The 20,837-nt window shown below is 64.4% G+C and carries 28 protein-coding genes; 13 read left to right on the top strand and 15 right to left on the bottom strand.

Annotation, left to right across the window (positions count from 1 at the left end):
• Positions 1-42: 42 nt before the first annotated feature.
• Entirely contained in the window at positions 43-1,476 is a 1,434-nt protein-coding gene (gene leuC, locus PF049_12150) for a 3-isopropylmalate dehydratase large subunit (GenBank protein WBY16329.1), read from the bottom strand.
• Positions 1,477-1,580: 104 nt separating this feature from the next.
• Between leuC and PF049_12145 the strand changes: the two genes are divergently transcribed.
• From PF049_12145 to PF049_12135, 3 genes are all read left to right on the top strand, one after another.
• Entirely contained in the window at positions 1,581-1,991 is a 411-nt protein-coding gene (locus PF049_12145; protein ID WBY16328.1) for a thioesterase family protein, read from the top strand.
• Between the two features lie 100 nt (positions 1,992-2,091).
• Positions 2,092-2,856, top strand: a complete 765-nt coding sequence (locus tag PF049_12140; protein WBY16327.1) for a fatty acid desaturase — start codon at positions 2,092-2,094, stop codon at positions 2,854-2,856.
• The gene (locus tag PF049_12135) at positions 2,853-3,395 is read left to right on the top strand and encodes a sterol desaturase family protein (GenBank protein WBY16326.1); all 543 of its coding nucleotides are present in this window, start codon (positions 2,853-2,855) and stop codon (positions 3,393-3,395) included. Before PF049_12140 ends, PF049_12135 begins: the two co-directional genes overlap by 4 nt.
• 48 nt (positions 3,396-3,443) lie before the next feature.
• Here the strand turns inward: PF049_12135 and PF049_12130 are convergent, their stop codons facing one another.
• The 12 genes from PF049_12130 to PF049_12075 all read right to left on the bottom strand — a co-directional run bounded on the left by PF049_12130 (position 3,444) and on the right by PF049_12075 (position 7,742).
• Positions 3,444-3,605 (bottom strand): YqaE/Pmp3 family membrane protein, encoded by a 162-nt coding sequence (locus PF049_12130; GenBank protein WBY16325.1) that lies wholly within the window; start codon positions 3,603-3,605, stop codon positions 3,444-3,446.
• A 75-nt stretch (positions 3,606-3,680) separates the two neighbouring features.
• Complete coding sequence (locus PF049_12125) at positions 3,681-4,088, bottom strand: SufE family protein (protein WBY16324.1); 408 nt, start codon at positions 4,086-4,088, stop codon at positions 3,681-3,683.
• 38 nt (positions 4,089-4,126) lie between these two features.
• Positions 4,127-4,375 (bottom strand): hypothetical protein, encoded by a 249-nt coding sequence (locus PF049_12120; protein WBY16323.1) that lies wholly within the window; start codon positions 4,373-4,375, stop codon positions 4,127-4,129.
• Between the two features lie 54 nt (positions 4,376-4,429).
• Positions 4,430-4,681, bottom strand: a complete 252-nt coding sequence (locus tag PF049_12115) for a hypothetical protein (GenBank protein WBY16322.1) — start codon at positions 4,679-4,681, stop codon at positions 4,430-4,432.
• Complete coding sequence (locus PF049_12110) at positions 4,678-4,980, bottom strand: hypothetical protein (GenBank protein ID WBY16321.1); 303 nt, start codon at positions 4,978-4,980, stop codon at positions 4,678-4,680. The genes PF049_12115 and PF049_12110 overlap by 4 nt, the downstream gene beginning before the upstream one ends.
• Positions 4,980-5,309: a hypothetical protein gene (locus PF049_12105; protein ID WBY16320.1), complete on the bottom strand. Its 330-nt coding sequence runs from the start codon at positions 5,307-5,309 to the stop codon at positions 4,980-4,982. Before PF049_12105 ends, PF049_12110 begins: the two co-directional genes overlap by 1 nt.
• A complete protein-coding gene (locus PF049_12100; GenBank protein ID WBY16319.1) occupies positions 5,309-5,644 on the bottom strand; it encodes a hypothetical protein in 336 nt (111 codons plus the stop codon). The genes PF049_12105 and PF049_12100 overlap by 1 nt, the downstream gene beginning before the upstream one ends.
• Positions 5,644-5,967, bottom strand: a complete 324-nt coding sequence (locus tag PF049_12095; protein WBY16318.1) for a hypothetical protein — start codon at positions 5,965-5,967, stop codon at positions 5,644-5,646. The genes PF049_12100 and PF049_12095 overlap by 1 nt, the downstream gene beginning before the upstream one ends.
• A 31-nt stretch (positions 5,968-5,998) precedes the next feature.
• Positions 5,999-6,391: an envelope stress response membrane protein PspC gene (gene pspC, locus PF049_12090; GenBank protein ID WBY16317.1), complete on the bottom strand. Its 393-nt coding sequence runs from the start codon at positions 6,389-6,391 to the stop codon at positions 5,999-6,001.
• Positions 6,388-6,684 carry an envelope stress response membrane protein PspB gene (gene pspB, locus PF049_12085; GenBank protein WBY16316.1) on the bottom strand — a complete coding sequence of 99 codons (297 nt, stop codon included), beginning with the start codon at positions 6,682-6,684 and terminating at the stop codon, positions 6,388-6,390. Before pspB ends, pspC begins: the two co-directional genes overlap by 4 nt.
• A 3-nt stretch (positions 6,685-6,687) precedes the next feature.
• Entirely contained in the window at positions 6,688-7,392 is a 705-nt protein-coding gene (pspA, locus tag PF049_12080; protein ID WBY17922.1) for a phage shock protein PspA, read from the bottom strand.
• A gap of 197 nt (positions 7,393-7,589) precedes the next feature.
• On the bottom strand, positions 7,590-7,742 hold the full coding sequence (locus PF049_12075) for a hypothetical protein (protein ID WBY16315.1): 153 nt from the start codon (positions 7,740-7,742) through the stop codon (positions 7,590-7,592).
• A 160-nt stretch (positions 7,743-7,902) separates the two neighbouring features.
• On the opposite strand from PF049_12075, the gene pspF reads away from it, so the two are divergent.
• From pspF to rbfA, 8 genes are all read left to right on the top strand, one after another.
• Positions 7,903-8,949, top strand: coding sequence for a phage shock protein operon transcriptional activator (gene pspF, locus PF049_12070; protein ID WBY16314.1), 1,047 nt, complete (start codon positions 7,903-7,905; stop codon positions 8,947-8,949).
• A 55-nt stretch (positions 8,950-9,004) separates the two neighbouring features.
• Positions 9,005-9,613: an SOS response-associated peptidase family protein gene (locus tag PF049_12065; protein ID WBY16313.1), complete on the top strand. Its 609-nt coding sequence runs from the start codon at positions 9,005-9,007 to the stop codon at positions 9,611-9,613.
• A 134-nt stretch (positions 9,614-9,747) separates the two neighbouring features.
• Positions 9,748-10,329 carry a ribosome maturation protein RimP gene (rimP, locus tag PF049_12060; protein WBY16312.1) on the top strand — a complete coding sequence of 194 codons (582 nt, stop codon included), beginning with the start codon at positions 9,748-9,750 and terminating at the stop codon, positions 10,327-10,329.
• Complete coding sequence (gene nusA, locus PF049_12055) at positions 10,329-12,005, top strand: transcription termination factor NusA (protein ID WBY16311.1); 1,677 nt, start codon at positions 10,329-10,331, stop codon at positions 12,003-12,005. Before rimP ends, nusA begins: the two co-directional genes overlap by 1 nt.
• Entirely contained in the window at positions 11,986-12,738 is a 753-nt protein-coding gene (locus PF049_12050; GenBank protein WBY16310.1) for a DUF448 domain-containing protein, read from the top strand. The genes nusA and PF049_12050 overlap by 20 nt, the downstream gene beginning before the upstream one ends.
• A gap of 58 nt (positions 12,739-12,796) precedes the next feature.
• Positions 12,797-15,358, top strand: a complete 2,562-nt coding sequence (infB, locus tag PF049_12045) for a translation initiation factor IF-2 (GenBank protein ID WBY16309.1) — start codon at positions 12,797-12,799, stop codon at positions 15,356-15,358.
• Between the two features lie 11 nt (positions 15,359-15,369).
• A complete protein-coding gene (locus PF049_12040) occupies positions 15,370-15,828 on the top strand; it encodes a PaaI family thioesterase (protein ID WBY16308.1) in 459 nt (152 codons plus the stop codon).
• Entirely contained in the window at positions 15,828-16,241 is a 414-nt protein-coding gene (gene rbfA / locus PF049_12035) for a 30S ribosome-binding factor RbfA (protein ID WBY16307.1), read from the top strand. Before PF049_12040 ends, rbfA begins: the two co-directional genes overlap by 1 nt.
• 19 nt (positions 16,242-16,260) lie before the next feature.
• On the opposite strand, the gene PF049_12030 is transcribed toward rbfA, so the two are convergent.
• The gene (locus PF049_12030) at positions 16,261-17,886 is read right to left on the bottom strand and encodes an AbgT family transporter (protein ID WBY16306.1); all 1,626 of its coding nucleotides are present in this window, start codon (positions 17,884-17,886) and stop codon (positions 16,261-16,263) included.
• Between the two features lie 119 nt (positions 17,887-18,005).
• Between PF049_12030 and PF049_12025 the strand changes: the two genes are divergently transcribed.
• Both PF049_12025 and PF049_12020 read left to right on the top strand, forming a co-directional pair.
• Positions 18,006-18,590 carry a thymidine kinase gene (locus PF049_12025; protein ID WBY16305.1) on the top strand — a complete coding sequence of 195 codons (585 nt, stop codon included), beginning with the start codon at positions 18,006-18,008 and terminating at the stop codon, positions 18,588-18,590.
• A gap of 5 nt (positions 18,591-18,595) precedes the next feature.
• Entirely contained in the window at positions 18,596-19,276 is a 681-nt protein-coding gene (locus tag PF049_12020; GenBank protein WBY16304.1) for a site-2 protease family protein, read from the top strand.
• A gap of 21 nt (positions 19,277-19,297) precedes the next feature.
• Here the strand turns inward: PF049_12020 and glpD are convergent, their stop codons facing one another.
• Positions 19,298-20,800: a glycerol-3-phosphate dehydrogenase gene (gene glpD / locus PF049_12015; protein WBY16303.1), complete on the bottom strand. Its 1,503-nt coding sequence runs from the start codon at positions 20,798-20,800 to the stop codon at positions 19,298-19,300.
• Between the last annotated feature and the right edge of the window lie 37 nt (positions 20,801-20,837).

Here is a 20,837-nt window from a genome sequence, read left to right as displayed (position 1 = left end):
ATGGTCGGTTCAAGGGGAGAGGGGCCGCCGGGAAGCCGATTGTCAGCCGGTCAGGTCGCGCACGTCGGTGAGCCGTCCCGTGACGGCAGCGGCGGCAGCCATGGCAGGGCTCATCAAATGCGTGCGCGCGCCGGGGCCTTGCCTGCCCACGAAGTTCCGGTTCGACGTGGAGGCGCAGCGCTCCCCGGCAGGTACCTTGTCCGGATTCATGGCGAGGCAGGCGGAACAGCCCGGCTCGCGCCATTCGAATCCTGCCTCGGTGAATATCCTGTCCAGCCCTTCGTCCTCGGCCTGTTTCTTGACGAGGCCCGATCCCGGCACGGCAATGGCCCACCGGACCCCGTCCGCTTTCCTGCGTCCGCGCAGGATTTCAGCTGCGGCGCGCAAATCCTCTATCCGGCTGTTCGTGCAACTGCCGATGAAGATATTCTCGACCGGAACTTCGGACAGTTTCTGGCCCGGCGTCAGGCCCATGTAATCGAGACTGCGCCGCGCCGCCGCCTGTTTGGACGGATCGGCGAAAGAGGCGGGATCGGGCACCTTCTCGCCGATGGCGGCTGTATCCTCGGGGCTGGTGCCCCAGGTGACCGTCGGTTCGACATCGGCGGCGTCGATCACGACGCTGGTGTCGAACTCGGCACCGGGATCGGTGGCAAGGCTACGCCACCATGCGACCGCCGTGTCCCAGTCCTCGCCCTGCGGCGCATAGGGGCGGTCCTTCAGGTAAGCGAAGACCGTGTCGTCGGGCGCGATGATGCCTGCCCGGGCGCCGGCCTCGATGCTCATATTGCAGACGGTCAGCCGGCTTTCGACCGACATCGCCTCGAAAACCTCACCGCGATATTCGATGACATGGCCCGTGCCGCCCGCCGTTCCGATGACACCGATGATGTGGAGGATCAGGTCCTTCGCGGTAATACCGGGGCCGAGCGTGCCCTTTACCCGCACTTCCATCGTCTTCGATTGCGGGAGGAGCAGGGTCTGGGTCGCCAGTACGTGCTCGACCTCGCTCGTCCCGATGCCGAAGGCGAGCGCGCCGATCCCGCCATGGGCCGCCGTATGAGAATCGCCGCATACGATGGTCGCGCCCGGCAGGGAAAAGCCCTGCTCCGGGCCGACGACATGGACGATGCCCTGCGCCTGCGCGGTCGCGGGAATGTAGGGAACGCCGAATTCCGCCGTATTGCGCTCCAGCGCGTCGAGCTGCTGCGCGCTCAGCGGGTCGACGATGGGCAAAGGCTTGCCATCCGCATCGATCCGCGCCGTGGTTGCGACATTGTGGTCGGGTACGGCCAGCGTCAGGTCAGGCCGGCGAACCTTGCGTCCGGCAAGCCGCAGCGCCTCGAACGCCTGCGGACTGGTCACTTCGTGGACGAGATGGCGGTCGATATAGACGAGCGCGGTTCCATCGCCGCGCCGTTCGACCACGTGGGCATCCCAGATTTTTTCGTAAAGCGTGCGGGGTTTGCTGGCCATGATGGAACGCAGCATTGCGACCATTCCGCAACATCCGCAAGATTATCGCGCCCAAGCAAATACGGGTCATGGAATAGAAACGTTTCTTCGCTTAACTTACAATCATGTCAGCAAAGCCCTTCGCCTTTCCGATCAAGATCCTGCCCGACGATATCGATTTTATGGGGCATGTGAACAACGCCCGCTATCTGGGCTGGGTGCAGGATGCGGTGCTGGCGCATTGGCGCAAGTTCGCGCCGGACGATGCGGTTGCCAGCCGCGCATGGGTCGCGCTGAAGCACGAGATTACCTATCGCAAGCCTGCCTTCCTGGAAGACGACGTGATCGCCCGCACCGTGCTGGAAAGCACGCGGGGGGCACGGGCATTCTACTCCACGGTGATCGAACGCGGCGGCGAAGTCCTGGCCGAGGTGAAATCGAGCTGGTGCTGCATCGATGCGGAAAGCCTGAAGCCGGCGCGTATCGGGGAGGAAATCCGGTCCTATTTCAACCTGCGGGACCAGGCTGCCTCGTAATACGCCGTCGCTCGCAGGCTAACGCATGGCCCTGCAAGGCAAGAGGCTGGCCGAAGGGCGACCTTTTGCGCAGGCTTGCAGGATACTATATCGGCTTCCCATGAGCCATGCGTTCGCATCATCCACGACACATCACGCATCGCAGGCGGCGATCGGCCTTGCGCTGGGGCTGTCCGTGGTGCTCGCCTGGCTGGGCCTGCATTTCTACGCAATGTTCGTATTCGACCTGACGCTGGCCACGCTTCCGCTCGGACTGCTGATGGCGGCGGCGTTCTGCTGGCTTTCGGTGGGCGTGTTCATCGTCAGCCACGATGCCATGCACGGCTCGCTGGCGCCCGGCTGGCCGCGGCTGAACAGCGCGGTCGGGGCAATCCTGCTGTTCCTGTATGCAGGCTTTGGCTGGCGCCGGATGCGCGAAGCTCATTTCGCCCACCATCGCCATGTCGGAACGCGGGACGATCCGGATTTCGACGCCGACAATCCGGCCGATTTCCTGCGCTGGTACGGGACATTCCTGCGGCGATATTTCGGCTGGAAATCGGCGGCCTACGTATCCGGCATCGTCGCCGCCTACTGGCTGGTCCTCGGCGTTCCGGCCGGGAAGATCGTCCTTCTCTACGGTTTGCCCGCCATCCTCAGCTCGCTCCAGCTGTTCTATTTCGGAACCTTCCGCCCGCATCGCCATGCGGAGGACAGTTTTCCCGACCGGCACAATGCGCGCAGCGAGCGTTTCGGGACGCTATCCAGCCTGATGACCTGCTTCCATTTCGGCTATCACCACGAACACCATCTTGCGCCCAATGTCCCGTGGTGGGGGCTTCCGGCGTGGCGCAGGGCATCGTCACGGTCTAGGGTGGCGACATGAGCTGGTGGCAGATATCGTTGATCGTCCTTGCATCGGTCATCGGGATGGAGCTGTTCGCCTGGTGGGCGCATAAATACATCATGCATGGATGGGGCTGGGGATGGCACCGCGACCACCACGAACCCCATGATCGCAAGCTGGAGAAGAACGACCTGTTCGCCGTCGTGTTCGGCACCATCGTCTTCGGGATGTTCGCCGTCGGCTATCTCGTGTCCGACGCACTGTGGTGGGTGGCTTTCGGCATCACGCTTTACGGCGTCATCTATACGCTCGTTCATGACGGGCTGGTGCACCAGCGCTACTGGAAATGGTCCCCAAGGCGCGGCTACGCGAAGCGGCTGGTGCAGGCCCACAGGCTCCACCATGCAACCATCGGCAAGGAAGGCGGCGTAAGCTTCGGCTTCGTCTTCGCGCGGGATCCGGCGAGATTGAAGGCGGATCTGAAACGGCAGAAGGATGCCGGGATCGCCCGCGTCCGGTCCGGCGCGCGCACGGGCGGGGATGCCTCGTCCGGAATCGAATGGGGCGCCGAGGTCTGAACCTCGACGCCCTTCGATATATCCGGTCACGGACCCTGCCGTGCGCGATTACCGCAAGTAGTTGACGTATAGTCCGTGCAGCAGCCCGGGCACGAAAAAGATGATCGTCAGGATCAGGTTGATCCAGAAATCCCGGTCCAGCCCGTGTTTCATCGCGACGCCCAGCGGCGGCAGGAGGATCGTTGCGATAAGTGTAATGATGGCAATCATGTCTGAAAAATCCTGTAAAGCTATGGCTCTACAGCGGCCGGCGCGGTGAACGGTTCCCCTTCTGCAGAACCAATCTCAGGAATTGGCGATGCGCGCAGCGTGTTCTTTTACCAGGGCGATCATGTTGGGAATGCCCTGTGTCCGGTTGGAACTGAGCTGGTTGCCGAGGTCGAAAGGTTCGAGCTTCGCGGTCACATCCATTTGCGCGACTGCGCCGGCGGGCTGGTCCTGCACGGCCGCGATCACCAGGGCGACGATGCCTTTCGTGATGGCGGCGTTGCTGTCGGCGAGGAAGTGCAGTTGCTCGCCGTTCTCGGTCGGATAGACCCAGACGCTGGCCGAGCAGCCGCGAACCAGCGTGGCATCGGTCTTCAGCGCATCGGGCATAGGATCGAGGTCGCGGCCCAGCTCGATCAGCAGGCGATAGCGCTCGTCGCCTTCCAGGAACTCGTATTCTTCGCGGATGTCGTCGAGTGTTCGCATGACGCGCCATGTAGCGAGCGCGGCGTGAAATTCCAGTTCTAGAGGTCGACCCCGCTGGCGATGGCTTCCAGCTTGCGGATGCGTTCCTTCAGGTCGGCAATCTCGATCCGCGCTGCGCCTTCCGGCGAACCGCCCTCCGACTGCGAGACGGCCGCGCGCTGGGGGAGGCGGCTTTCCAGTTCCGTGCGCTTTAGCTGGAGCCAGCCCTGCCATGCCCTGAGCAAGGCGGCGAGGGTGACCAGCAGCCCGGCAAGGGCGGTGATGGCAATGACGGCAGTCGGTTCCATGTCGATACTCCTACCCTTGCTTCCTGTCCTCTGGCGCCGGTCCGGTGCGGGACCTCAGTCGCGCAGCTTCTCGATTTCCTCGGCGGTGCGGCGCGATGGATCCGTGGCGATACGTTCCAGCACCTTCACCCGCTCGCGAAGATCCGCCAGTTCGGATCGCGCGGCGTCGCGTTCGCTTTCCAGCTCGCGTTCGCGTTTGCCGCCATCCGTCCTGGCCGCGTCTTTCCGGTTCTCGGCCCGCTGCATGAACAGTGCGGTCGCGCAGACGATCAGGGCGATAAGGATGATGGCCGACCAGAAACTCACGATACATTCTCCCGCTCTGTACGGTCGTCGATAGCCTGCAGGTCGCGCAGTTCGTCGATCTGGCTGGCGAGGGCATGATTGGAATCGGTTGCGATACGTTCGAGGACGCGCACGCGTTCTTCCAGCTTGCGATAGCTCGCACCGCCGTGCCCGTTTTCGGCTTCTGCCTTGCGCGCTTCGAGTTCGAGTTTTCGCTCTTCGTGCTCGACCGTCCGTCTGTGCGCCGCCGTGGCAAAGCGGAATACTATGGCGGCCGCGATCAGGACGAATGCGAAGATCAGGAGCAGGTTGCCATCCATCAGTTCACCTCCTTCTTCGCCGCGCGTTCGTCGCGCAGGCTCTCGATCTCGTGGGTCAGGTGGTACCCCCCATCGGTCACGATCCGCTCGACATTACCCAGCCGGTCCTTGATCGAGCCCAGTTCGGCACGCAGTTCCGCATTTTCCTGGGTCAGCAGGGTAACGCGCTGCTTCGCCTCGGCATCGGTCCTGGGATAGACCGCCTTGCCCCAACTGTTTTCGAGCGGATATCCGTTCTTCACCCGTATCCAGGTGTTGGCGACCCAGCCGATAGCGATGAAGGCCGAGGGTATCGCGAGTGCCGCAACCGGAATTTGCGAGAGGTCCATCACATCTTTTCCTTCTTGTTCAGGCCGAGCGGCACCCCGCTGTCCATCTGCTTGTCACGGAGGGCTTCAATCTCATCCGAAAGGGTGTAGCCCTTGTCGGTGACGATGCGCTCCAGATTGACCATCCGGTCCTGCATCGCGTCGAGCTTCTCGTGCAGGGCAGCATTTTCCGCTTTCAGGCGCTGCGTTTCGCCAGTGTCCTTCGGCGCGGTTTTGCCGCCCCATTCGTCTTCCAGTTCGTAGCCGTGTTTGGCGCGGATCCAGTTGTTGACGACCCAGCCGATGGTGCTGAGGGCGATGATCGCGATCACGAATTCGGGGCTGCCCCAGTCCATCACGCTTTCTCCCTGCGGTTCATCTCGAGCGGGACGCCGCTATCCTGGTCTTCGACCTTGCGGGTATCGCGCAGCGCCTCGATCTGGGTGGCGACGTCGTAGCCGCGGTCGGTGACGATGCGTTCGAGCACCTGCACCCGGTCTTCGAGATCCTTGATCTGACCCACATATTGCGCGGCCTTTTCGGACGTTGCGTCCGCCGTCGCTTCGATTTTCTGCTTCTCCAGCTTGTTCCGGCTGATGATCCACACGATCGCAATCGGAATAAGGAACGGCATGGTCACGGCGGCAAGGCCGGTCAGCGCTCCGATAAATTCACCCATTTTTCTTCCCCTTCGATTGGCAGCGCGGTTCTCAGTCGGTCAGGCGCAGGCGGTCGATTTCGGACGTCAGGCGCGGGTTGCTGCTGACGTAGTAGGTTTCGACTTCGGCCAGCCGGCGGTCGATGTCGCGGAACTTGCCGCGAACCTCGCGTACGGTGCGCTTCGGGTTCTGCCGCAGGCGCTGCCAGTATTGCTGCTCTTCCTGATCGACATAAAGATGCGGCGGCTTCTTGTTCAGCAGCAGGCCGGCCAGCAGGTAGAGCGGGATGATTACCGGGCTCAGGATGCCGGTGAACAGCGCGGCGAGGAAGCCGAGACGGATCCAGAAGGCATTGACCCCGGTATAGTCCGCAATGCCGGAGCATACGCCCATCAGCTTCGCATTCTGCTTGTCGCGGTACAGCGTGGTGCGGGGGGTATTCATCGGGCGGCTCCCTTCTTCTCGGCGAGCAGTTCTTCCAGCTCGTTCAGCTTGGCGTTGTCTTCTTCGGAATTCTGCACGAGGCGGGCGGGCTTGAAGTCGGCGTGGTCGTGCTCGACCAGGCGTTCCACCGTGTCCATCCGCGCGTCGAGACGCTTGGCGAGATTGTACATCTCTTCCAGCAGGGCCTCGTCATCGTTGGTGATGGTGGCAGCGGTTTTCCACTTGGTGATGTAGTGGAGGACGACCCACGGAAGACCGATGAAGATCGCCGGTATGATGATGATTTCTTCCATGGCTCAGGCGTCCTTCCCGTCTTCGTTGCTGCTGTCCGCACCCGGTCTGCCGAGCGCTTTCTTCATGGCTTCCAGTTCCTCGTCGACCTTGTCGCTGCCGGCCAGGGCGGCGATCTCGTCGGACAGGCTGGGCGCATCCTTGCTCTCGATGCCGAGCGCGTCGGCACGGCCTTCTGCATAGTCGACCCGGCGTTCCAGCTGGTCGAACCGGCTGAGCGCATCGTCGACCCGCTCGTTCGTCATCAGGCTGCGCAGCTTCACGCGGTTCTCCGCGCTTTCCAGCCGTGCGGCGATTGCCGTCTGGCGGCTGCGGGCCTCGCGCAGGCGGTTCTGCAGCTTCTGGATGTCCTGTTCGTAGGCGCGCAGGGCATCGTCCAGTACGGCGATTTCCTGCTTCAGCTGGTCCGACATGTCGGATGCCTTCTTCTTCTCGACCAGCGCCGCGCGGGCCAGGTCTTCGCGGTCCTTGCTCAGCGCCAGCTGCGCCTTCTCCGCCCAGTCGGCCTGCAGCTTGTCCAGCTTGACCGTGTGGCGGTGCATTTCCTTCTGGTCGGCGATCGTGCGCGCGGCGCTTGCCCGGACCTCGACCAGCGTTTCCTCCATCTCGAGGATGATCATGCGGATCATCTTCTGGGGGTCGTCCGCCTGGTCCAGCATGTCGTTAAAATTGGCCGCGATGATATCGCGTGTGCGGGAGAAAATTCCCATGAACGGTACTCCGAGGTTGAAGGGATCGTCTTTCTTGGCCGCGCCGGGGCGGGCCTGTGTCGGGGTGGGGCTGCGGCGAACGCGCTCCACTTCCTCGTCCAGGCGCGAAAGACGGGATTTGCGGGCCGAAGCGCCAGTGGCGTCGGGGGAAGACGAACGCTCCGGCCCTAACTTTGAATGACGGGGATCGTGGCTGCTCATGCCAGCTCCACCTGCTCCGCCGTAACGGTCGTGGCGTAAGCAGGCTGGACCTCCAGCTGCGTGCCGAGCGCCACGAAAGCGGTCATCGTCACGATGCTGACCATGGCGGCCTGACCGAGGCGGGTGCGGAAGAATTCGCGGCTGTACATGATGGGTCTCCCGTAAGGATGTGTTCGAGTATGTTAACCTATCAGCAAAGGGCGTGCCAAACCGCGAAGTCCGCAGAAATGCGCCGTTTCGACAAACGGCCTACTGGTTCCGATAGGTGTATATTGCCAAGGGTTGGGAAATTTCACTATAAGATCGGCCATGGAGCGGGAAAACCAGTTTATCGGCCAATCCGGGGCGTTTCTCGACGCGGTCGAGCGTGCCAGCCGCGCCGCGCCCATGCGCCGCCCGGTCCTGGTCATCGGGGAGCGCGGGACCGGCAAGGAACTGATTGCCGAACGGCTCCACCGACTGTCCGACAGGTGGGACGAAAATCTCGTCACCATGAACTGCGCCGCTCTGCCGGAGACACTGATCGAGGCTGAATTGTTCGGCCACGAAGCGGGCGCCTTTACCGGCGCGACCAGGACGCGAGAGGGCCGGTTCGAGGAAGCCGACAAGGGCACGCTGTTCCTCGACGAGCTGGGCACGCTGAGCATGGCGGCGCAGGAACGCCTGCTGCGCGCCGTCGAATATGGCGAGGTCACCCGTATTGGCGCGTCGCGTCCGGTCCGGGTGGATGTGCGCATCGTAGCCGCCACGAACGAGGACCTGCCGCGCCTCGCTGCCGAGGGCACGTTCCGGGCCGACCTTCTCGACCGGCTCAGCTTCGAGGTCATCACCCTGCCGCCCCTGCGTGTGCGGGATGGGGATATCGGCGTGCTGGCCGAATATTTCGCCCGCCGCATGGCCGCCGAACTCGGCTGGGACGGCTGGCCGGGCTTTGCATCCCATGTGCAGCGGGAACTGGAAGAGCATCCCTGGCCCGGCAATGTCCGCGAACTGCGCAATGTCGTGGAACGATCGGTCTATCGCTGGGACAATCCGGACGAGCCCATTGCCCATGTCCAGTTCGATCCTTTCGAAAGCCCATGGAAACCGCTGGAAAGCGAGGTTCGCAAGCGGCAACCTGCGCGCGCGTCCACCGATTTCACCGAAGTCGGGCAGCCGGAAAACCGGTCGGCCATCGATTTCGAGACTATCGACGACCTGCGCGGTGCGGTCGATGCCCATGAACGCTCGATCGTCGAGCACGCGCTGGGCAAGCATCGCTGGAACCAGCGACAGACCGCGAAGGCGCTGGGACTGAGTTACGACCAGCTGCGCCATTGCATCAAGAAGCACGGCCTGATGGAAGAGGCTGACTGAAGGGGCCGCATTGCGGATTTTTGCCTGCCGCGGCGCGGCGATGTAAGACCGCGCCATGTGCAACCTTTACAATGTGCGCGCCTCGCAAACCGAACTGGCCGACTTCTTCGACGCCGTGGCGCAGGATTTCGGCAGCAATGCGCCGGACGAGATCTTTCCGGGCCATCCTGCCCCGGTCGTGGCAGGAGGACGCCTGAAACCCATGGTCTGGGGATTCCCCTTCGAGCGGACAGGCGCAAAAGGGCAGAAGCTGAAGCCAAAGCCGGTGAACAATGCCCGCACCGACAAGCTGAAAAGCTTCTTCTGGCGCGACAGTTTCGAGAATCGCCGCTGCCTGATCCCCGTCACGCGCTTTGCCGAGGCGGAGGGCGCAAAGGGCAGCATGACCCGCACCTGGTTCAGCGTGCCCGGTTCGCCGGTATTCGCGGCCGCCGGCATCTGGCGCGATACCGACGAATGGAGCGAAGCGTTCTCGATGGTGATGACCGATGCCAACCGGCAGGTCGCGCCTGTCCACGACCGGATGCCGGTCATCCTTCCGCCCGAAGTCTGGTCTGCATGGCTCGAAGGCACGCCGCATGAAGCTTTCGACCTGTGCCGGCCTTTCGACGGTGAGCTATCGGTCGACCGGACGGAAGATCCCTGGGTGCGCAGGCGATCTTAATCCTTGCAATATGCCGGGCGGCGACCTATCTCGCATCCATCCCGACATCGTTGCTGCAATGTGGGGCTGGCGCCGGAAGGGGCCGGCGCGAAACCGCTTTGCCTTTGCCGCGGTGGAAACAAACTGGAGACCGAATGGCCGATCTGGCACGCCTTGAAGACGTAATCGAACCCGAAGCGAAGGCGCTGGGCTTCGAGCTCGTCCGCGTGAAGATGATGCCGTCGGAAGCCGGGGACGGCGGGCAGGCGCTGCAGATCATGGCGGAAGACCCGGCGACGGGCCAGCTGGTGATCGAGCAGTGCGCCGCGCTCTCGCGCCGTATCTCCGACCGGCTCGACGCGCTGGAGGAGGAGGGCACGGTTCTCGTCCCCGGTGCCTACCACCTGGAAGTCAGCAGCCCGGGCATCGACCGCCCGCTGACCCGCGCGAAGGATTTCAGCGATTGGGCAGGGCACGAAGCGAAGGTCTCTTTGGCAGAGAAGGTCCACGGCCATCGCACGCTGAAGGGCACGCTGGTCGGCATCGACGAGAACGGTGTCGTCACGATAGACGATAACCGCGCGGGCGAGGTTTCCTTCCCCCGCGATATGATCCATGCGGCGAAGCTGGTCCTGACGGACGCGCTGATCGCCGCCACGCAACCGCTCGACACCGAAGGTGCCGAGGACATTATCGAAGACCCGGAAACGGACGAAGAAGAGAAGGCTGACGACTGATGGCCAGTGCAATTTCCGCCAACAAGGCAGAACTGCTCGCAATTGCGAACGCGGTCGCCTCCGAAAAGATGATCGACAAGGAAATCGTCATCGAGGCGATGGAAGAGGCGATCCAGAAGAGCGCGCGCAACCGCTATGGCGCGGAAAACGACATCCGTGCGAAGCTCGACCCGCAGACCGGCGACCTGCGCCTGTGGCGCGTCGTCGAAGTGGTCGAGGAGGTCGAGGACTATTTCAAGCAGGTCGACCTGAAGGCCGCGCAGAAGCTGCAGGACGATGCCGGCATCGGTGACTTCATCGTCGACCCGCTGCCGCCGGTCGATCTTGGCCGTATCGACGCGCAGAGCGCCAAGCAGGTGATTTTCCAGAAGGTCCGCGATGCGGAGCGCGAGCGCCAGTACGACGAATTCAAGGACCGCGCGAACGAGGTCATCACCGGCGTCATCAAGTCGGTCGAGTTCGGCCACGTGATCGTCAATCTCGGCCGCGCAGAGGGCGTCATTCGCCGCGACCAGCAGATTCCGCGCGAAGCTGTTCGCGTGGGCGAGCGTATTCGCGCTCTGATCACCAAGGTCGAGCGCAACAATCGCGGCCCGCAGATCTTCCTCAGCCGTGCCGCGCCCGATTTCATGCGCAAGCTGTTCGCGCAGGAAGTGCCCGAAATCTACGACGGCATCATCGAGATCAAGGCCGCCGCCCGCGATCCGGGCAGCCGTGCGAAGATCGGCGTTATCAGCCACGACAGCAGCATCGACCCCGTCGGTGCCTGTGTCGGCATGAAGGGCAGCCGCGTGCAGGCCGTCGTGCAGGAACTGCAGGGCGAGAAGATCGACATCATCCCGTGGAGCGAGGATATTGCGACCTTCGTGGTGAACGCGCTCCAGCCTGCAACCGTCAGCCGCGTCGTGCTGGACGAGGACGAGCCGCGTATCGAAGTCGTCGTGCCCGACGACCAGCTCAGCCTGGCCATCGGTCGCCGCGGCCAGAACGTGCGTCTCGCCAGCCAGCTGACCGGTCACCAGATCGACATCATGACCGAGGAAGAGGCGAGCGAGAAGCGGTCGAAGGAATTCGCCGAGCGCTCCAAGATGTTCGAGGAAGAACTCGACGTCGACGAAACCCTCTCGCAGCTGCTGGTTGCCGAAGGCTTCGCGGAACTGGAAGAGGTCGCCTATGTCGAACTGGCCGAACTCGCCAGCATCGAGGGCTTCGACGAGGAACTGGCCGAGGAACTGCAGAGCCGCGCGACAGAGGCGCTGGAGCGTCACGAGGCAACCGCGCGCGAAGAACGCCGCGAACTGGGTGTCGAGGACGATCTTGCAGAACTGCCGCACCTGACCGAACAGATGCTGGTCGTGCTGGGCAAGGCCGAGATCAGGACGCTGGACGACCTGGCCGATCTCGCGACCGACGAACTGATCGCCAAGAAGCGCGAGGCGCCGCGTCGCCGTCCGTCGCCGACCGACCCGAAGGCCGGTCCGCCGATGAAGAGCGATCGTCCGTCGCGGCCCGAGGACAAGGGCGGCGTGCTGGGTGCGTTCGGCCTGAGCGAAGAGCAGGGCAACGAGATCATCATGTCGGCCCGCGCGCACTGGTTCGAAGACGAAGAGGAAGCGCCCGCCACGGCGGATGCGACCGAGCAGCAGGAGGCCGCCGATGCGGACTCCACCCAATGAGCGCCTGAAGTCCGACATCGATGACGCGCAAGCCGGGGCAGGCAAGCCTGCTCCGGAGCGCAAATGCATCCTGTCAGGGGAGCACGGCGCGCGCGATACTCTCGTGCGCCTTGCCATCTCCCCGGACGGGGACGTGCTGCCCGACGTCCAGGCGAAAGCGCCCGGACGCGGCGCATGGCTCGGCGCGGACCGTGCTGCGCTGGAAGAGGCGATGGCCAATGGCCGGCTGCGGGGCGCTCTCGCCCGGGCCTTCAAGGGCGCGCGCCTGTCGGTCCCCGACGACCTGCCGCAAAGGATCGAGGATTCGCTGACGCGCGCTTTTCTCGACCGGCTGGGTCTCGAAATGCGCGGCGGAAGCATTATCTTGGGATCCAAACGCATTGCCGAGACTGCGCGCGGCGGGGGCATCGGCCTGCTGCTGCACGCGTCGGATGCAAGCGAGGGCGGGGCCTCCAGGCTCGACCAGGCATGGCGTGTCGGCTCCGACGCTGAGGGGTCCGGACAGCGCGGTACGCGCTTGCCACTGGACCGTGACGCTTTGTCTGTGGCATTGGGCGGCGCAAACGTCGTCCATCTGGGCGTCAGCAGCCGCGGCTCGCGAGGAACTGCACGCTCCGGCAAGAGCGCGGCAGGCCGGGTGGGCACTGCCCTGCAGCGCCTGTTGCAATTCACCGGCGCGCCACCTGGACCTTCCGGGGGTGCGCTGACCCAAAGCACGCAGGACAGCGGCTGACGGGCATTTGGCTCGCCAGACGACGACGATACAAGTTTGTAAGGAAGATACGCTTTTTATGGCCGATAACGAAGACAAGCCCAAGACCCGCAAGCCGCTCGGACTGAAGCGGCCGGTCGATGCGGGCGAGGTCAAGCAGACCTTCAGCCACGGCCGAACCAACAAGGTCGCCGTTGAGGTGAAGCGTCGCCGCAAGCTGGTGAAGCCTGGTGAGAAGGGGGCCGAGGAGCCTACACCGGCACCCACCGCTGCACCGGAACCCGAAGCGGCACCCGCGCCGGTTCCCGCCCCTGCGCCCGCCCCCGCACCTGCGCCCGCTCCCGCCAACAAGGCACCTGCCGGCGAAACGCCGCAGGAACGCGTTGCCCGGTTGCAGCGCGAGGCCGAAGAAGATCGCCTGAGGCTGGCCGAGGACGCGCGCAAGCGCGAGGAAAAGCAGTCCCGCCAGGCAGCCGAGGACGAGAAGAAGCGCGCCGAGGAAAACCGCAAGGCGGAAGAGGCTGCTGCAAAGCAGGCCGAACTCGATGCGAAAGATGCGGCCAAGGCTGAAGAGGCTGCTACCGAAGAGCCTGCTGCCGAAGCCGCGCAGGCCGACGATGCAGCGGAGAAACCGGCCGCCAAGGTCGTGCCGGGCGCACGCAAGTTCACGCCGGTCGCACGGCCCGAGCCCAAGCGCCCGCCGAAGAAGGAAGAGAAGAAGGCCCGCACGCCCGAGCGTCCGGACAAGCGCCGTTCCGGCAAGCTGACCGTGACCAAGGCGCTGAACGAGGATGAAGGTCGCCGTGCCCGCAGCCTCGCCGCGCTGAAGCGTGCCCGCGAGCGTGAGAAGCGTGCGCAGGGCGGCGGCAGCACGAAGCCGCGCGAGAAGCAGGTTCGCGACGTCATCGTTCCCGAGGCCATCACGGTCGGCGAACTGGCGAAGCGTATGGGCGAGAAGGGTGCAGAGCTGGTCAAGGCCCTGTTCCAGATGGACATGATGGTCACCGTCAACCAGACCATCGACGCCGATACCGCCGAATTGCTGGTCGAGGAATTCGGCCACAACGTCCAGCGCGTCTCCGAAGACGACGTCGACATCAAGGTGGAAGAGGACAAGGATCCCGAGGACACGCTGAAACCGCGTCCGCCGGTGGTCACGATCATGGGCCATGTCGATCACGGCAAGACCAGCCTGCTGGACGCCCTGCGCGGCACCAATGTGACGAAGGGCGAGGCCGGCGGCATCACCCAGCACATCGGCAGCTACCAGATCACGACCAAGAACAAGGACAAGATCACCTTCCTCGATACGCCCGGCCACGCCGCGTTCACGGAAATGCGCCAGCGCGGCGCCAACGTGACCGATATCGTGGTTCTCGTAGTCGCAGCCGATGACGGCATCATGCCGCAGACGATCGAGGCGATCAAACACACCAAGGCATCGGGCGTCCCGATGATCGTGGCGATCAACAAGATCGACAAGCCGGAGGCGAACGCGCAGAAAATCCGCGAACGCCTGCTGGAACACGAGGTGATCGTGGAAGCGATGTCGGGCGATGTGCAGGACGTGGAAGTTTCCGCGACCAAGGGCACTGGCCTCGACAAGCTGCTCGAGGCGATTGCGCTGCAGGCCGAACTGCTCGAGCTGAAGGCGAACCCGGACCGCGCTGCCGATGCGACGGTGATCGAGGCACAGCTCGACAAGGGCCGCGGCCCTGTCGCGACCGTCCTCGTCACGCGCGGCACGCTGAAGCGTGGCGACGTGTTCGTGGTCGGTACCGAAAGTGGCAAGGTCCGCGCCGTGGTCAACGACCAGGGCAAGCAGATCAAGGAAGCCGGCCCGTCCATGCCGGTCGAGGTCCTCGGCCTCGGCGGTGTGCCGATGGCCGGCGACCAGCTGACCGTGGTGGAAAGCGAATCCCGCGCCCGCGAAGTTGCCGAATATCGCCGCGAGAAGGCCACGGAGAAGCGCACCGCGCTTGCCCCGACCAGCTTCGATACGATGTTCAACAACCTGCAAGCCGATGTGGTCGAGTTCCCGCTGCTGGTGAAGGCCGACGTGCAGGGCAGCGTGGAGGCGATCAACACCGCGCTCCACAACCTGTCCAACGACCTCATCAAGGTCCGCATCCTGCATGCAGGGGTCGGCGCCATCACCGAAAGCGATGTCACCCTGGCGGCGGCATCGGGTGCGCCGATCATCGGTTTCAACGTGCGGCCCAATGCGAAGGCCCGCGACCTGGTGAAGCGCGACGGCGTGGAGATGAAGTATTACGACGTCATCTATCACCTGACCGAGGAAATCGCGAAGGAGATGGCGGGCGAGCTCGGCCCCGAGAAGATCGAGCATGTCGTCGGCCGCGCAGAGGTCAAGGAAGTCTTCAAGTCCGGCAAGAAGGACAAGGCAGCCGGTCTGCTGGTCACCGAAGGCGTCATCCGCAAGGGGCTGCATGCACGCCTCACGCGGGACGATGTCATCGTGTCCGCCACGACAATCGCCTCGCTCCGCCGGTTCAAGGACGACGTGGACGAAGTCCGCACCGGCCTGGAATGCGGTGTCGTGCTGGAAGACACGAACGACGTCCAGCCGGGCGACAGCCTCGAGGTCTTCGAGATCGAGGAGCGTGAACGCACGCTTTGAACCCTGTAGGAATGAACGAGAGCAGCGTGGGCAGCGACGACATATTCGGCGATGGGCCACCTTCGCCCCATTCGTCGCTGCTCGCCTCGGAATTCGTCGACTGGGACGAGGCGGCGCAGACCGCCACCATGCGCTTCACCGTGCAGGAGCAGATGTGCACCTGGCGCGGCGGCGTGCAGGGCGGGCTGGTCGCAGGCTACCTCGATGATGTTATGGGTTATGCCTATGTCGCCGCGAGCGGAGGCCGCGAAGCGCCGCTCAATCTCGACCTGTCGATGTCCCTCATCCGGCTGATACCGCACGGTGCGGTCATCACGGGCAAGGGCAGGGTGGTGAAGGCGGGCCGGCGCGTCCTGTTCCTGGAGGGCGAATTGCTGGACGAGGAAGGGCGCATCCTTGCGCGCGCCACATCGACCGCCATCCCGACACCCAAACCACAGCCCGGCCATGCGCCGCTGGAGAAACCCTGATGGCTCGCCGCGAACAATTCACCGCCGAACAGCATTCCGTCCGCGTCCTGAAGGTGGGCGAGCGCGTGCGGCACATCCTGTCGGAGCTGCTCGCCCGGCAGGAGGTGCATGACGAAACGGTGAGCGCGGCGAACATCGCGGTGACCGAAGTGCGGATGACGCCGGATCTTCGCAATGCGACGGCCTATGTCAAACCGCTGCTGGGCAAGGGCGAGGACGAGATCGTCGACGCCCTGCGCCGCAATACGGCCTACCTCCAGCGCGAGGTGGCAAAGCGGCTGGGCCTGAAATTCGCGCCCAAGCTCAAATTCCGTGCCGACGAAAGCTTCGAGGAAGCGGACCGGATCGAGAAGCTGCTGAACGACCCGAAGGTCGCGCGCGATCTGGACGGGGACGACGACGCCGCCGATTAGGAGGGCGCCTGCGCCCCGATCATTCCGATGCGGCAGGCCCGGTCGGATCGATGGCGGTCGGCACATCCATGAATACCCCTGCGCCCGGACCAAGCGGCAGGTCCAGCACGACCCAGCCGATCGTCATGGCAAGGCCCGCCACCAGCAGGCCGACCGAGTAGGGCAGCATCGTCGCCGCAAGCGAGCCGAGCCCGAAATCCTTTTGCCAGCGCTGGCAGAAAATCAGGATCAGCGGGAAATAGACCATCAACGGTGTGATGATGTTGGTCGCGCCATCGCCCACGCGGTACGCGGCGGTCGCCATTTCCGGCGTGATGCCGAGCAACATCAGCATCGGCACCAGTACGGGCGACAGCAGCGCCCACTTGGCTGAGGCAGAGCCGACGAAGATGTTGAGCAGGGCGGATGTCAGGATGATGGCGGCCAGCAGCGCCCAGGCAGGCAGGCCGCTATTGCCGAGGAAATCGGCCCCGCCGACCGCCAGGATCAGGCCAAGATTGGACCATGCGAACATCGCCACGAAATGCGCCGCGGCAAAGGCGAGGACGAGATAGTAGGCGAGGTCTTCCATCGCCCCTGCCATCATCTTCACCAGGTCCTTGTGATCGCCGATCGTGCCGGCAGCCTTGCCGTAGGCCCAGCCGGCCAACAGGAAGAGCAGGAAGAAACCGCCGACCAGGCTCTGGTAGAACGGCGTCAGCTGCGCCTCTGCACTGGCCGTCTCGTCGATCAGCGGCGTGCCGGGGCCGAAGGTGAAAAACAGCCACAGCCCGATCACGAACAGCACGGCCAGACCGGCGCGGCGCAGGCCTTTGCTTTCGCCTTCGGTCAGGGCCCGGTCGCCGTCGGCCACTTCGCCCTGCGCTTCGCCGGCGATCTCGCGCTCTGCCATGGCGGGATTGTAGGCGCCTAGACGCGGTTCGATGATCTTGTCGGTGACGTACCAGATGACCGGCAGGAAAACGAAGGTCATCGCGGCAATGAAGAACCAGTTGCCCGCGATATTGGCGGTAAAATCGCCGAACACCGTCTCGACCGCTGCCTCGGTGATGCCGAACAGCAGGGCATCCAGTTGCCCGGGCACGAGATTGGCGGAGAACCCGCCCGATACGCCGGCAAACGCGGCCGCGATACCGGCCACCGGATGGCGTCCCGCGGCATGGAAGATGATACCTGCAAGGGGGATCAGGACGACATAGGCTGCATCCGCCGCCAGGTTCCCCAGCATCCCGATCAGCACCACGATCGGCGTCAGGATGGCAACCGGCGCATTGCGCACGCCTGCGCGCATGGCGGTTCCGAACAGGCCGGCTCGCTCCGCCACGCCTGCGCCCAGCATGACGACCAGCACATAGCCCAGCGGATGGAAGTGGGTGAAGGTCTTGGGCATCTCGACCCAGAGCCTGGCGATGTTCTCCGCACTCAGCAGGCTTTGCGCGGTAATTATGGTGGCGGCCCCGGTATCGGGATCGATTTCGGTCGGGTGCGCGGCGGAGACACCGGCAAGGCTGGCAATGACGGAAATGCCGACAAGCAGAGCAATCAGCCAGAAGAACAGGAAGACCGGATCGGGCAGCTTGTTGCCGCTTCTCTCGATCCAGCCGAGAATGCCAGTCTGCTGCGTGGTCGCGGTCGGTGTCGTCATGGTGCCCCCGGGATTGGCCTTGCGCTGCATGCCTAGCATCGCGCCCGCGCTCTGTCTTGGGGATGAATGGCGTCAATCCACGAGACATCCGCCGCACTGCGGGGTAGCACCGGAGGGAGATGGCCACGCTCTATTTCTATTATGCCAGCATGAATGCAGGCAAGTCGACGACGCTGCTGCAGGCGGACTTCAATTACCGCGAGCGCGGGATGCGCACCATGCTGTGGACGGCCGCGCTGGACGACCGGTCCGCCGGAAAGCCGATTGCCAGCCGCATCGGGCTGGAAGCCGACGCGCACCTGTTCGATGATGCCACCGACCTGTGGCGCGACGTGATGGCGGAGCATTCCCGCGCCGCGCTCGACTGCCTGCTGGTGGACGAGGCGCAGTTCCTGTCGCGCGGGCAAGCGTGGCAATGTGCGAGGCTGGCGGACGAGGGAGGCATCCCGGTCCTGTGCTATGGCCTGCGCACCGATTTCCAGGGCGAACTGTTTCCCGGCTCTGCCGCGCTTCTCGGCATAGCGGACGAACTGGTCGAGCTGAAAGCCGTCTGCCATTGCGGGCGCAAGGCGAGCATGAACATGCGCGTCGATGCCGATGGCAATCCCGTGGCCGAAGGGGCGCAGACTGTCATCGGCGGGAACGAACGCTATGTCGCGCTGTGTCGCAAACACTTTGGAGAAGCGGTCGGCTACCCTAGATAGGGGGCATGACAGATACACTTGCCCTCGCTGCGCTACTGATACCGGCGCTGGTCATCGCCATCGTGTTCCACGAGGTTGCGCATGGCTGGACCGCCCTGATGCTGGGCGATCCGACGGCGAAGGAGCAGCGGCGGCTCAGCCTGAACCCGGTCCGGCACGTCGATCCCGTGGGCACGATCGTCGTCCCTGGTGCCCTCGCGCTGGCAGGCGCTCCGATTTTCGGCTGGGCCAAGCCGGTGCCGGTGCGCAAGGACAGGCTCGACAATCCGCGTTTCGGGATGATGGCCGTGGCGGCGGCCGGTCCGGGCACCAACCTGCTGCTCGCGCTCGTCGGGGCGGTTCTCCTCGGCGGAGCGGCGGCTGCGGGCCTCGTACAGCCGGGCGGGGAACAGGGGTTCCTGACGCAGGGCCTGTTCTATTTCATCCTGATCAACATCTTCCTCGCCTTCTTCAACCTGTTGCCGATCCCGCCTTTCGACGGGTCGCATATCTTCGAGGGCCTGCTGCCGCCGAAATGGGCGCGCGCCTATGACAGGCTGCGTCCGGTGGGCATGCTGCTGTTCGTGGGTCTGATCGCGCTGACCTGGTTCGCGCCCGAGCTGAGGGTCCTGGAGAACACGGTCGGTCCCCCCGTGAACTGGGCGCTGGAGAAATATCTCGGCCTGGCCGACGCAATTGCCGGTTAGCGCGGCAGCGGCGTCGAGGCGCTAGCCGCCCGGAACGTTCCGCTTGAACCAGCGGGCGACGGCGTCCTTCCCCGCATCGTCCAGGTGCAGACCCAGCTTGCTGCGCCGCCACAGGACGTCCTCTGCCGTGCGCGCATATTCATGCTCTGCCAGATAGGCGAGTTCGCTCGCATAGAGATTGCCGCCCATCAGTTCGCCGCATTCGGATAGCGATGACTTGTCGCCGAGGATCGCGGCAATGCGCGTCCCGTAGGCCCGGACCAGGCGGACGATGCCTGCGCGCGGAAACCACGGCGCGCGGGCCTGCCAGTCGGCAATGAAGCGGTCGACGGCCAGCGGATCGATCGATCCGCCTGGCAACCGCGCCGTTCGGGTCCATGCGCCGCCCACTGCCAAGCCGGCTTCCTCCAGCCTTTCGAGCGCATGCTCCGCCAGCTTGCGATAGGTCGTGATCTTGCCGCCGAAGATCGACAGGATGGGCGGTTCGCTGCCGCCGCCTTCCACCTCGAACACGTAGTCGCGCGTCACGGTGGAATTGTTCGCCGCCTTGTCATCGTAGAGCGGGCGGACGCCGGAATAGCTCCATACGGCATCGGCCGGGCTGATGTCCGTTCGCAGGTGTTCGTTGACGGCATTGCAGATATAGGCGCGCTCGTCCTCGTCGATGGCGACCGCGTCCGGGTCGCCTTCATACCCGACATCTGTCGTGCCCAGCAGCGTGAAGTCTCGTTCGTAAGGGATGGCGAAGACGATGCGCCCGTCGCCGTTCTGGAAGATATAGGCGTGCTCGCCCTCATACAGCCTGCGCGTGACCAAGTGGCTGCCCTTCACCAGTCGCAGGTTCTGGTGGCTTTCGCCCGGCAAGGCGCGGCCCAGCACTTCATCGACCCAGGGACCGGCCGCATTCACCACAGCGCGCGCGGTCACGCTCTCCTGTTTGCCGCCCTGCGCGCTCAGGGTGGCCGTCCACCTGTCGCCCGCACGGGCCAGCGCGGTGCAAGCCGCCCGTGTGCGGATGTCGGCTCCGTGCGTGGCGGCGTCCATGGCGTTCAGCACCACCAGCCGGCTGTCTTCCACCCAGCAATCGGAATATTCGAAGCCCTTCGTCAGGCGAGGTTCCAGAACGTTGCCATGCGGCGGTCTGCGCAGGTCCACGCGCCGGGTCCCGGGCAGCAATTTGCGCCCCCCGATATGGTCGTAGAGGAACAGGCCCAACCGCAGCAGCCAGGCCGGGCGCAATCCGGTGTCATGGGGTAGCACGAAGCGCAGCGGCCAGATGATGTGCGGGGCCGCGGCCAGCAGGACTTCCCTCTCCTTCAGGCTTTCGCGCACCAGTCGGAATTCGTAATTCTCGAGATAGCGCAGGCCGCCATGCACCAGTTTCGTGCTGGCGCTGGAGGTATGCTGGGCCAGGTCGTCCTTTTCGACGAGAAGCACCTTCAGCCCGCGCCCCGCGGCGTCGCGTGCGATCCCCGCACCGTTGATGCCGCCGCCGATGACGAGGATGTCGTAATGGTCTGCCATGCTGCGACCCTGATGGCGTCACGCGCCGCAAATGGCT

Source organism: Erythrobacteraceae bacterium WH01K (genome assembly GCA_027941995.1).
In the GTDB taxonomy this organism is placed as follows: domain Bacteria; phylum Pseudomonadota; class Alphaproteobacteria; order Sphingomonadales; family Sphingomonadaceae; genus CAJXSN01.
The sequence above is the reverse complement of the archived record's forward strand: the minus strand, read 5'-3'. Positions and strand labels throughout refer to the sequence as shown.

Coding starts and splice junctions, on each gene's coding strand:
- pspF (WBY16314.1), top strand. CDS start 7,903: ATGGAGCGGGAAAACCAGTTTATCGGCCAATCCGGGGCGTTTCTCGAC.
- PF049_12065 (WBY16313.1), top strand. CDS start 9,005: ATGTGCAACCTTTACAATGTGCGCGCCTCGCAAACCGAACTGGCCGAC.
- glpD (WBY16303.1), bottom strand. CDS start 20,800: ATGGCAGACCATTACGACATCCTCGTCATCGGCGGCGGCATCAACGGT.
- PF049_12110 (WBY16321.1), bottom strand. CDS start 4,980: ATGGATGGCAACCTGCTCCTGATCTTCGCATTCGTCCTGATCGCGGCC.
- pspC (WBY16317.1), bottom strand. CDS start 6,391: ATGAATACCCCCCGCACCACGCTGTACCGCGACAAGCAGAATGCGAAG.
- pspB (WBY16316.1), bottom strand. CDS start 6,684: ATGGAAGAAATCATCATCATACCGGCGATCTTCATCGGTCTTCCGTGG.
- PF049_12140 (WBY16327.1), top strand. CDS start 2,092: ATGAGCCATGCGTTCGCATCATCCACGACACATCACGCATCGCAGGCG.
- PF049_12030 (WBY16306.1), bottom strand. CDS start 17,886: ATGACGACACCGACCGCGACCACGCAGCAGACTGGCATTCTCGGCTGG.
- PF049_12025 (WBY16305.1), top strand. CDS start 18,006: ATGGCCACGCTCTATTTCTATTATGCCAGCATGAATGCAGGCAAGTCG.
- pspA (WBY17922.1), bottom strand. CDS start 7,392: ATGGGAATTTTCTCCCGCACACGCGATATCATCGCGGCCAATTTTAAC.
- nusA (WBY16311.1), top strand. CDS start 10,329: ATGGCCAGTGCAATTTCCGCCAACAAGGCAGAACTGCTCGCAATTGCG.
- infB (WBY16309.1), top strand. CDS start 12,797: ATGGCCGATAACGAAGACAAGCCCAAGACCCGCAAGCCGCTCGGACTG.
- rbfA (WBY16307.1), top strand. CDS start 15,828: ATGGCTCGCCGCGAACAATTCACCGCCGAACAGCATTCCGTCCGCGTC.
- PF049_12100 (WBY16319.1), bottom strand. CDS start 5,644: ATGGACTGGGGCAGCCCCGAATTCGTGATCGCGATCATCGCCCTCAGC.
- PF049_12125 (WBY16324.1), bottom strand. CDS start 4,088: ATGCGAACACTCGACGACATCCGCGAAGAATACGAGTTCCTGGAAGGC.
- PF049_12040 (WBY16308.1), top strand. CDS start 15,370: ATGAACGAGAGCAGCGTGGGCAGCGACGACATATTCGGCGATGGGCCA.
- PF049_12020 (WBY16304.1), top strand. CDS start 18,596: ATGACAGATACACTTGCCCTCGCTGCGCTACTGATACCGGCGCTGGTC.
- PF049_12105 (WBY16320.1), bottom strand. CDS start 5,309: ATGGACCTCTCGCAAATTCCGGTTGCGGCACTCGCGATACCCTCGGCC.
- PF049_12145 (WBY16328.1), top strand. CDS start 1,581: ATGTCAGCAAAGCCCTTCGCCTTTCCGATCAAGATCCTGCCCGACGAT.
- PF049_12120 (WBY16323.1), bottom strand. CDS start 4,375: ATGGAACCGACTGCCGTCATTGCCATCACCGCCCTTGCCGGGCTGCTG.
- PF049_12050 (WBY16310.1), top strand. CDS start 11,986: ATGCGGACTCCACCCAATGAGCGCCTGAAGTCCGACATCGATGACGCG.
- PF049_12095 (WBY16318.1), bottom strand. CDS start 5,967: ATGGGTGAATTTATCGGAGCGCTGACCGGCCTTGCCGCCGTGACCATG.
- PF049_12075 (WBY16315.1), bottom strand. CDS start 7,742: ATGTACAGCCGCGAATTCTTCCGCACCCGCCTCGGTCAGGCCGCCATG.
- rimP (WBY16312.1), top strand. CDS start 9,748: ATGGCCGATCTGGCACGCCTTGAAGACGTAATCGAACCCGAAGCGAAG.
- PF049_12135 (WBY16326.1), top strand. CDS start 2,853: ATGAGCTGGTGGCAGATATCGTTGATCGTCCTTGCATCGGTCATCGGG.
- PF049_12130 (WBY16325.1), bottom strand. CDS start 3,605: ATGATTGCCATCATTACACTTATCGCAACGATCCTCCTGCCGCCGCTG.
- leuC (WBY16329.1), bottom strand. CDS start 1,476: ATGGCCAGCAAACCCCGCACGCTTTACGAAAAAATCTGGGATGCCCAC.